Source organism: Planomonospora corallina (assembly GCF_042650625.1).
GTDB classification, from domain to species: Bacteria; Actinomycetota; Actinomycetes; order Streptosporangiales; family Streptosporangiaceae; genus Planomonospora_B; species Planomonospora_B corallina.
This window is the reverse complement of the sequence record NZ_JBHSBM010000040.1, coordinates 326,938-336,875: the sequence shown is the minus strand read 5'-3', so window position 1 is coordinate 336,875 and position 9,938 is coordinate 326,938. Positions and strand designations below refer to the sequence as shown.

7 protein-coding genes are annotated in these 9,938 nt (G+C 75.4%); 5 read left to right on the top strand and 2 right to left on the bottom strand.

Features of this window, described 5'->3' with window-relative positions:
* Positions 1-192 precede the first annotated feature (192 nt).
* The 4 genes from ACFOWE_RS28330 to ACFOWE_RS28315 all read left to right on the top strand — a co-directional run bounded on the left by ACFOWE_RS28330 (position 193) and on the right by ACFOWE_RS28315 (position 5,206).
* On the top strand, positions 193-2,061 hold the full coding sequence (locus tag ACFOWE_RS28330; RefSeq protein WP_377293131.1) for an N-6 DNA methylase: 1,869 nt from the start codon (positions 193-195) through the stop codon (positions 2,059-2,061).
* A 174-nt stretch (positions 2,062-2,235) separates the two neighbouring features.
* On the top strand, positions 2,236-3,450 hold the full coding sequence (locus ACFOWE_RS28325) for an SDR family oxidoreductase (protein WP_377293129.1): 1,215 nt from the start codon (positions 2,236-2,238) through the stop codon (positions 3,448-3,450).
* Positions 3,451-3,656: 206 nt separating this feature from the next.
* On the top strand, positions 3,657-4,433 hold the full coding sequence (locus tag ACFOWE_RS28320; protein WP_377293127.1) for a DsbA family protein: 777 nt from the start codon (positions 3,657-3,659) through the stop codon (positions 4,431-4,433).
* Positions 4,433-5,206: a vitamin K epoxide reductase family protein gene (locus ACFOWE_RS28315; protein WP_377293125.1), complete on the top strand. Its 774-nt coding sequence runs from the start codon at positions 4,433-4,435 to the stop codon at positions 5,204-5,206. The genes ACFOWE_RS28320 and ACFOWE_RS28315 overlap by 1 nt, the downstream gene beginning before the upstream one ends.
* A 15-nt stretch (positions 5,207-5,221) precedes the next feature.
* On the opposite strand, the gene ACFOWE_RS28310 is transcribed toward ACFOWE_RS28315, so the two are convergent.
* Positions 5,222-6,505: a cytochrome P450 family protein gene (locus ACFOWE_RS28310; RefSeq protein ID WP_377293123.1), complete on the bottom strand. Its 1,284-nt coding sequence runs from the start codon at positions 6,503-6,505 to the stop codon at positions 5,222-5,224.
* Between the two features lie 158 nt (positions 6,506-6,663).
* On the opposite strand from ACFOWE_RS28310, the gene ACFOWE_RS28305 reads away from it, so the two are divergent.
* On the top strand, positions 6,664-8,226 hold the full coding sequence (locus ACFOWE_RS28305) for an FAD-dependent oxidoreductase (protein ID WP_377293121.1): 1,563 nt from the start codon (positions 6,664-6,666) through the stop codon (positions 8,224-8,226).
* A 67-nt stretch (positions 8,227-8,293) separates the two neighbouring features.
* On the opposite strand, the gene ACFOWE_RS28300 is transcribed toward ACFOWE_RS28305, so the two are convergent.
* A complete protein-coding gene (locus ACFOWE_RS28300) occupies positions 8,294-9,877 on the bottom strand; it encodes an alpha/beta hydrolase (protein ID WP_377293119.1) in 1,584 nt (527 codons plus the stop codon).
* Positions 9,878-9,938 lie beyond the last annotated feature (61 nt).

Here is a 9,938-nt window from a genome sequence, read left to right as displayed (position 1 = left end):
GCACCGCGGCGGACGACCGCCGCCGGAGAGCGCCGTGACCTTCGGCGCCGCCCCTCATCTCGCCTCGACGCACGTCACGTCATGTAAATGTGAATGCGATACACCTATTTCCTGGATCGACGCAGCTTCACGTAGTGGGATACGTTGGCCTCCGTACAGCGTTCACCGGAGACGAGACGACGGAGGCCGTCGATGGCAGGGGACGAGGCGACCGTCACCGCGGCTGACATCGCGCGCATGGCGGGGGTCGGCCGCGCGGCCGTGAGCAACTGGCGACGGCGGCACGAGGACTTCCCCGAGCCCGTGGGAGGCACCGCCACCAGCCCGACCTTCTCCCTGGAGGACATCGAGGCGTGGCTGCTGGCCCAGGGCAAGGTCGAGGAGCTGCCGCTGCGCGAGCGCGTCTGGCAGCAGATCCGCACCGCCGCCGACGACCTGCGGCTCGGCGAGGTCGTCGCCGAGGTCACCGAGCTCCTGCGCGGCGAGGGACGGCCCCGCCTCGTCCAGTCCCCCGTCCTGGACCTCGTCCGGCGGTACGCCGCGGAGCAGGGGACCGACGAGGCCGTGCGCTTCCTCCTCGACCGCTACGCCGAGGTGCACTCCCGGCGCCTGGTCGAGACACCCGCCGAGGTCGCGGAGTTCATGGCCCGGCTGGCCGGCCCCGGTGTGCGGACGGTCCTCGACCCGGCCTGCGGGCTCGGGCTCCTGCTGGCCTCGGTGACCGGCGCGGAGCGCGCCTACGGTCAGGAGCACGATCCCGCCCTCGCCCGCCTGGCGCGTTCCCGCCTGGCCCTGGCCGGGACGGAGGGCACGGTCGAGGCGGGTGACTCGCTGCGTGCCGGCGCCTGGCCCGACGTGCGGGTCGACACCGTCGTGTGCCACCCCCCGTTCAACGAGCGCAACTGGGGATACGACGAGCTGACGAGCGACCCGCGCTGGGAGTACGGCCTGCCGCCCAAGACCGAGTCCGAGCTCGCCTGGGTGCAGCACGCCCTGTGGCACCTGGAGCCGGGCGGCGTCGCGGTGCTGCTGATGCCCGCCATCGCGGCCGGCCGCCGCTCGGGCCGGCGCATCCGCAGCAACCTGCTCCGGCGCGGAGTGCTCCAGGCCGTCATCGGCCTCCCCCCGGGGATGGCCACCGGCACCGGGCTGCCCGTGCACGTCTGGGTGCTGCGCAAACCCTCCGGTGAGGGCCGCACGCCCGCACGCGTGCTGATGGCCGAGGCGGAGCCGGGGACCTTCGACGCCGTCGCCGGGCTCTGGCACGAGTTCCTCCGGGATCCGGAGGCCGACCTCGACCGGCCCGGCGAGAGCCGCACGGTCCCGATCATCGAGCTGATCGACGAGGAGATCGACGTCACCCCCGCCCGCCACCTGGGGACGGCGGACCAGGTGACGGCCGAGGGCTACCTCGCCTTCCGCGAACGCCTGGCGGGCCACCTCGAACGGCTCGCCGCGCTGGTCCCCGAGGCCGTCCCCGGCACGGGCCGGCAGCTGCCGACGGTCACGCTCTCGGAGCTGGAGCGGACCGGCGCGCTGGCCCTGCACCAGGCCGGGCGCTTCGAGATCGACGGCTCGGGCGACCCCGTCCTGACCGACCGGCAGGTGTTCGAGGGCGGGCCGCCGCAGACGCGCACGGACCCCGCCGAGCGCGTCAGGATCGAACCGGGGGACGTGGTGGTCGCCACCCGGGGGAGCTTCCTGGCGGCCCGGGTGGCCGGGGAGGCCGAGGAGGCCGGCCTGCTCCTCGGCCCGCGCCTCACCCTGCTCCGGCCCGACCCCGACCGGATCGACCCGTTCTTCCTCGCCGGGTTCCTGCGGATCCTGTCCTCCCCCTCCCCCGGGGGCACGCAGTCCGGCGCGACCCGCTTCGACCCCCGCCGGGCCCAGGTGCCGCGCCTGGCCCCGGAGGAGCAGCGCCGTTACGGCGCCGCGTTCCGCGGGATCTTCGCCTTCGAGGCCGAGCTGCGGCGCCTGGCGGCGGAGGGCGGCGAGGCCATGACCGCGATCGCCCGCGGCCTCGCCACCGGCGCGCTCGTCCCTCCCCCTGCCGGCCCCTGAGGTCCGCAGAGCGCGGCGGCCGCGGTCACGGCCGGCTCCTGGGGTCCGGAGGGCGCGGGCGGCCGCGGTCACGGGCCGCCGGGAAAACGGGTCGCGTCCCCGCGCCGCGGCGGCCGATACTGATCACGCCCGCGAGGGCGGCACCGTGGACCGGGGACGAGAGGACCGTGTCGGATGAGCAGCGTTCCGCCCGCCGGAGGCCCCGCCGTCTCCTGTGTGTTCGTCTGCCACGACGGCGAGGGCCGGATCCTGCTGGCCCGCCGCGCCGCGGGGGCGCGGGACGAGCCCGGCGCCTGGGACTGCGGCGCCGGGGCGCTGGAGTACGGCGAGGCGTTCGAGGCGGCCGTCGCCCGCGAGGTCCGCGAGGAGTACTCGGCCGCGGTGCTGGAGCTCGAGCAGATCGGCGTGCGCAACGTCGTCCGGCCGGACGCCTCCTCCCACTGGGTGGCGGTGGTCTTCGCGGTCAGGGTGGACCCGGCCGAGGTGGCGATCGGGGAGCCGCACAAGTTCGACGAGCTCGGCTGGTTCACGCCGGACGCCCCGCCGGAGCCGCGGCACTCGCAGCTGGCCGAGACGCTCGCGCTCTTCCGCTCCTGGCGGGCGGCGCGCCCGGCGGGCCCCGAGCGCCGGCCGGACCGGCGCCCCGTGGCGCTGGTCACCGGGGCGGGCCGGCGGGCCGGCATCGCCGCGGCCGTGGTGCGGCGGCTGGCCGGGACGGGCTGGGACGTCGCGTTCACCTTCTGGAGCCCCTACGACGCGCGCATGCCGTGGGGCGAGGACGCCGAGTCCGCGCGGGCCCTGTGCGGGCAGGTGGAGCGGGCCGGCGGGCGGGCGCTGGCCGTACCGGCCGACCTGGCCGACCCGGAGGCGGCCGGGCCGCTCTTCGAGCGGGTCGTGCGGGAGCTGGGGGCGGTCACCGCGCTCGTCATGTGCCACTGCGAGTCGGTCGACTCCGGGATCCTGGACACCACCGTGGAGAGCTTCGACCGGCACTTCGCGGTCAACGCCCGCGCCGTCTGGCTGCTCGTCCGCGAGTACGGCCGGCGCCACGCGGTCCCGCACGGCGCCGGCCGGATCGTCGCCCTGACCAGCGACCACACCGCCTTCAACCTGCCGTACGGCGCGAGCAAGGGGGCGCTGGACCGCATCACGCTGGCCGCCGCCCGCGAGTTCGCCCACCTCGGCGTCACCGCCAACGTCGTCAATCCCGGCCCCGTCGACACCGGCTGGATGGACGACGGGCTCAAGCGGGAGGTGGTGCGGGCGACTCCGCTGGGGCGGCTCGGCACGCCGGACGACTGCGCGAACCTGGTCGCCTTCCTCTGCTCCCCCGAGGGGGGCTGGATCAACGGCCGGCTCCTGCACGGCGACGGCGGGTTCGGCGCCTGACCCCAGGGGTCCCGGGCGCGCCGTCCGATCCGGGACGGAGGTCGCGGCGGTGAGGGACCTTCGCCTCCGGCGGGCACGGGGTGCCCTCCCTCACTCTGGGAGGTGAGCCCGTACGCGGCGTGCACGGCACGGCCGCGTCCGGGCGCGGGTGCCGCGACCGCGACGCCCGGTCTCTTCCGCCCGCCGGGAAACGGGGAACCGAGAACATGAGCACGCAGGCACGGGTCAGGTCCCGCGAACTACGCAACGCCAGGGCCGCCGCCGAGCTCCGCAGGAAGAAGCGGAACCGCATCGTCGCCGCCGCGGGCGGGCTGGTCATCGTCGGTCTCGTCATCGCCATCGTGGTCGCCCTGGTCAACGCCGCCGGTGCGGGCTCCCAGGGCGGCACGCGGGCCCGGGGCGGGGGCGCCGCGCCGGCGATCGCCACGGCCGGCGGCGCGCTCGCCGTCGGCGACGCGGCCGCCCCGGTGAAGCTGGAGGTCTACCTCGACTACATGTGCCCGTTCTGCGGGCGCTTCGAGCAGGCCAACAGCGCCGAGCTGGACCGCATGCTCGCCGAGGGCACGGCACGGCTGGAGCTGTACCCGATGTCGTTCCTGGACAAGATGTCGAGCGGCACGGAGTACTCGACCCGGGCCGCGAACGCGGTCGCCACCGTGGCCGACCGGGCTCCGGGCAGGGTCATGGCCTTCAACACGGCGCTCTTCGCGAACCAGCCCGAGGAGGGCTCCGACGGCCTGACCGACGCCGAGATCGCCGAACTGGCCCGCGGGGCCGGGGTCCCGCAGGGCGTGGTGGACCTCTTCGACGACCGGATCTTCGAGTCCTGGGTCGCCACCTCGACGACCGCCGTGTTCGAGACCGGCATCCAGGGCACGCCTACGGTGAAGGTCGACGGTGAGGTGTTCCAGGGCGACCTGTACTCCACCGGCCCGCTGAGCACGGCCGTGACCGCCGCCGCGACCGCCGCGAAGGGCCAGTGATGGCCCCGGCGGTCCCGGCGGACGGCACGCTGGACGGCACCGTGAACGGCGCCGCGGACCACACTGCGGACGGTGCCGCGGACCACACCGTGAACGGCGCCGCGGGCGACACGCCGGACGGCACGTCGGCGGCCCCTGGGACGGCTCCGCGGGCGGACGGGCTCCTCACCCGCCTGCACCGGCTCCGCCACTCGCGCGGCTGGCTCTTCGGGACCATGCTGCTGTCAGCCTGCCTGAGCCTGACCGCGTCCTTCGTGCTCTCGATCGACGCGGTACGGCTCGCGGCCGACCCCGCCGCCGATCTGGCGTGCAACATCAACGCCGTCATCAGCTGCGGGACGGTCGGCAGTTCCTGGCAGGCGCAGCTGTTCGGCTTCCCCAACGCATTCCTCGGCCTGGTCGCCGAGCCGGTCGTGATCACGATCGCCGTCGCGAGCCTGTGCGGGGTGCGTTTCCCGCGCGCCTTCATGCTCGCCGCCCAGGTGGTCTACACGCTCGGCATGATCTTCGCGTACTGGCTGTTCTACCAGGCGATGTTCGTCATCGGCGCGCTCTGCCCGTGGTGCCTGCTGGTGACCGTCTCCACGACGCTGGTGTTCTCCACCCTCACGCACGTGAACATCCGTGAGGGCAACCTGTTCCTGCCGCGGCGGTTCCAGGCCGCGGCGGCGCGGTTCGTCGACGCCGACCTCGACGCCATGGTCGTGGTGATCTGGCTCCTGGTCCTGGCCCTGGCGGTCGTCACGAAGTACGGCGCCGCGCTGTTCGGGTGAGCGTACGGCGGGCCGTCACCCCGTCTTCCGGGCGCCCGTCAGTCGCAGGGGCAGCCGGGACAGCCGCCACATGCTCGGCAGCTGCTGCCGTTCGCGCTCGAGCTCTCCGGGGGCGACGGCCAGGGCGAGGTCCGGGAAGCGGCGCAGCAGCGCGGTCAGCGCCACCTCGCCCTCCTGGCGGGCCAGCGCGGCGCCCAGGCAGTAGTGCAGGCCGTGGCCGAAGCCGACGTGGCGCTCCCTGCGCCCGTCCGTCTCCCGGGTGATGTCGAGACGGTCGGGCTCGCCGAACTCGCGCGGGTCGCGGTCGGCCGCCGCCAGCACGGCCACCACCGCCTCGCCCCGCCGGACCGGGACGCCGGCGAGCTCCACGTCCTCGGCGGCGTAGCGCATCCGGGCCATCAGGACGGGACCGCACCAGCGCATCAGCTCGCAGACGGCGCGGGGCATCAGCTCCGGCTCGCGCCGGAGCAGGGCCAGCTGGTCCGGGTGGGCGAGCAGGGCGGCGGTCCCGTTGCCGATCAGGTGGGCGGTGGTCTCGTGCCCGGCGATGACGAGGGTCAGCACCATCGTGACCAGCTCGGTGTCGCTCAGCCGGTCGCCGCCCTCGTCGTGGGCCCGGATGAGGGCGGTGAGCAGGTCGTCGGCGGGCTCGGCGCGGCGCCGTACGATCAGGTCGCCGATGTGCCCGACCATGTCGCGCAGCACCCCGCCCATCCCGTCCGCCCGCATCGAGAACAGCTCCCGGCCCCACTCGCGCCAGCGCGGCCGGTCGGGCCCGGGGACGCCGACCAGCTCGCAGATGACGGTGATCGGCAGGGGGTAGGCGAAGTGCTCCATCAGGTCGGCGACGCCGTCCCCGGCCGCCGCGGTCATCCCGTCGAGCAGGTCCTCGGCGATCTGCTCGACCCGGGGCCTCAGCTCTGCCACCCGGCGTGCGGTGAACGCGCGGGAGACGAGCCGGCGCAGGCGGAGGTGGTCGTCGCCGTCGGCGTCGAGGATGCCGTCCAGCACGTACCGCGCGTACTCCTCGGGCACGCCGCGCGCCCGGAGCATCTCCCGGCGGAGGTCGCGCGCGTCCGTGCCGGGCACGTGCGCCGGGTCGTTGACGAACCGGCCGTCGCCCAGCACCGTCCTGACGTCGTCGTAGCGGGTGACGAGCCGGACCGGGACGCCGGTTCCGGGCAGGACCGCGCGCACCAGCGGGGCCCGCTCCCGTATCCGGGCGAAGGCGCCGAACGGGTCGCGCAGCACCTCCGGATCCATGAGATCGACCGTCTCCGGACCCGCCTGAACGCTCATGTTCCCCTCCCCCGAAGGCCGGTGCCGGGCGGAGACCGCCCTCGGGGTGACCGTCCCCAGATCAGGAAGGCGCCACACCCGCCCCCGCGGTCCGTCCCGGCCGGACGGCGCACCCGGCCGGGGGTGAGAGACGCCTTCCTGCGGGCAGGGGCCCGCCCATGACTACGGAACCCTTCTGGATCGAATCGGCCGCGGGCCGGCCCTATCCCGCGCTCGACCGGGACCTCGAGGTCGACGTCGCCGTGGTCGGCGGCGGGATGGCCGGGCTGAGCACGGCCTGGGAACTGGTCAAGGAGGGCCTGTCGGTCGCGGTCCTGGAGGCCGGGCGGATCGCGGCGGGCGTGACCGGGCACACCACCGCCAAGCTCTCCGCCCAGCACACCATGATCTACGCCAAGCTCGCGAAGTCCGGCGGCGCGGAGACCGCCCGGCTCTACGCCACCTCCCAGCAGGAGGCGGTCGAGCACGTGGCGGCCACGGCCGCCGAGCTGGGCGTCGACTGCGACCTGGAGCGTGTGCCCTCCTTCACCTACGTGGAGTCCGCCGGCGCCGTCGAGGAGGTCCGCGCGGAGGTGGAGGCCGCCGCGGAGGCGGGACTGGCCGCGTCGTTCACGGACTCCTCCCCGCTGCCCTTCCCCATCGCCGGGGCGGTCCGGGTGGAGGACCAGGCGCAGTTCCACCCGCGCCGCTACCTGCTCGGCCTCGCCGAGGCGATGACCGCCCGCGGCGCGCGCATCTTCGAGGGCACCCGCGTCGTGGCGCTCGACGAGGGCGAGCCGTGCACCCTGCGGACCGAGGGCGGGATGACGGTGACCGCCCGGGACGTCGTGCTGGCCACCCACTACCCGGTGTTCGACCGCGGCCTGCTGTTCGCCCGGATGAAGCCGGAGCGCGAGCTGGTCGTCGCCGCCGTGATCCCGGCCGGCCGCGATCCGCGGGGCGCGTTCATCACGACCGAGCAGAACAGCCGCTCGGTCCGGACGGCGCCGTACGGCAGGGGCCGGCGGCTGCTGATCGTCACCGGGGAGCGGTTCGAGCCGGGCGCGGGCGGGGTGGAGGAGCGGTTCGGGCGGCTGGCCGCGTGGACCGCCGAGCGGTTCGGCGCGGACGAGGTCGCCTACCGGTGGGCGGCCCAGGACAATCACACCACCGACGGCCTGCCCTTCATCGGGCCGTTCCATCCCGGCGCCCGCCACACCTACGTGGCCACCGGCTTCGGCGGCTGGGGGATGAGCAACGGCGCCCTGTCGGGCCTGCTGCTGACCGACCTGATCCGCGGCCGGCAGCGGTCGTGGACCCGGCTCTACGACCCCCGGCGGCTCCATCCGCTCCGGGAGGCGGGACCGGCGCTGAAGATGCAGGCGGCCGTCGCGGCCCACTTCGTCGGGGACCGGCTGGGCACGGCCCCGGCCGGCGCGCTCGCGGAGCTGGAGCCGGGACGGGGCGCGGTGCTGAAGGTGGACGGCAGGCGCTGCGCCGTCTACCGCGACGAGGAGGGGTGCCTCCACGCGGTCTCGGCGGTCTGCACCCACCTGGGGTGCGTCGTCGGCTTCAACGACGCCGAGCGCACCTGGGAGTGTCCCTGCCACGGCTCGCGGTTCGGCGTGGACGGCTCGGTCCTGCAGGGCCCGGCGACCGAGCCCCTCGACCGGGTGGAGCTGGCCGGGAACGAACTGGGGAGTGAGGCGGGGAGCGGGCCGGGGCGCAGGACCGCCGGGTGAGCGTCCGGGTCCGGACCGTGCCGGCTCCCCGCGGGGGAACCGGCACGGCCCCGACCCGGGCCGGGCGTCACCGGGGCCGCTCCGTCAGGAGGGCGGTCAGGGCGGCGGTCCGGGAGTCGTCCCAGCCGGCGGGCGGCGCGATCCGCCCCCAGGCGGCCACGACCTCGGCGCCGTAGTCGTGTCCGTGCCCGGACGGCACCTCCAGCGCGAACGCCAGGTCGGCGGTGAGCTGCCAGAACGTCACGAACGGATACCAGTCCATGCCGGGGAGCACGTCGTCGCCGCGCGGCTCGTCCAGCCAGTCCGGTTCGTCGAGGACGAGCCGGGGCGTCCACCACACGATCGGGTCGGACGGGTGCTGGAGGTAGACGACCCTCGGGAAGGGCCACGGTGACGGGGGCGCGTCCAGGTCCCGCGGCTCGTCGGCGAAGCGCACGGTCTCGCCCCGGCGGTAGACGGGCAGGATCTCCGGGGTTCCGCGGTCGCGGCGGTCGGTGAACTCCCGCCAGAGCGCGCTGCTGTTCGGCGCCCCGACGAACAGGGCCCCGTCGGTGCGGTTGCGCAGGTCGTCGTCCCCGCTGAAGGCCGTCTCGGCGCCGAAGGCCCCCAGGCTCTCGCCGAAGACCAGCAACTTGGGGCGGCCGGTCGCGGGCAGCCGGCTCCACCGGTCGTACACCTGGTTGAACAACTCGCGCCCGGCCGCCCGGGCGCGCCCGGTGTCCGCCAGGAACGACACCCAGCTGGGCAGGTAGGAGTACTGCATGGAGACCAGCGCGCTGTCCCCGCCGTACATGTACTCCAGCGTGTCGGCCGCCCGCGGGTCGACCCAGCCGGTCCCGGTCGTCGTGATCACGCAGAGCACCTCGCGGCCGAACGCCCCGGTGCGCTCCAGCTCCCGTACGGCGAGCGCGGCCCGGGCGCGCACGCCGGCCGCCGACTCCAGGCCCGCGTAGACGCGGATCGGCCGCCGTGCGGGGCGGCCGGTGAAGGCGCGCAGTTCCTCCTCGCCCGGCCCGCCCGCGACGAAGTCGCGCCCCTCCCGGCCCAGGGAGGCCCAGGAGATGAGGGAGGCGGGGCTGCCCGAGAGCTCCGGCCCGCGCGGCGCGGACGTGCCGGGGGTGGTCTCGCCGTTGAGCGTCTTGAAGCTGCCGTCGGCGCCGGCGAGCAGCCGGTCGGCGACGACGCCGTCCAGCAGCCCGAGGAAGAGCGCCCCGACGGCGAGCGCCGAGGCGAGACGGGCGGCCGCCGGGGTGATCCACCGGCCGAGGAGACCGCCCAGGAAGCGGGCCGCGGCCGCCAGCGCGCGGGCCAGGAGCAGCAGGGCGCCGAAGACGGCGGCCGCCGTCGCCGGCACGCCGAGGTAACTCAGCCGCTCGGGCCGCTCCATGCCCATCAGCTCGTAGATCTCCAGCTGCCACCGGCTGCCCAGGTAGAGGTAGAGCGCGGCGAGCACGGCGCCGAGCAGGGCGGTCGCCCGCCGGATGACGCGCCGCGGCTCAGGGGCCGGGCGCCAGGAGATGAGGCGGCGGACGAGCGCGCCGGAGAGGAGCCCGGCCAGGTATCCCGTCGCGGTCAGCACGCCCGAGATGACCCCCTGCAGCAGCCACGAGCGGGGCAGCAGCGAGGGGGTCAGGGACAGGCAGAGGAACACCGCCGCGACCGCGGCCCCGGCGGTGTCCGGCGGCCGGGCCCACCACCCGCGGCGGCCCGGC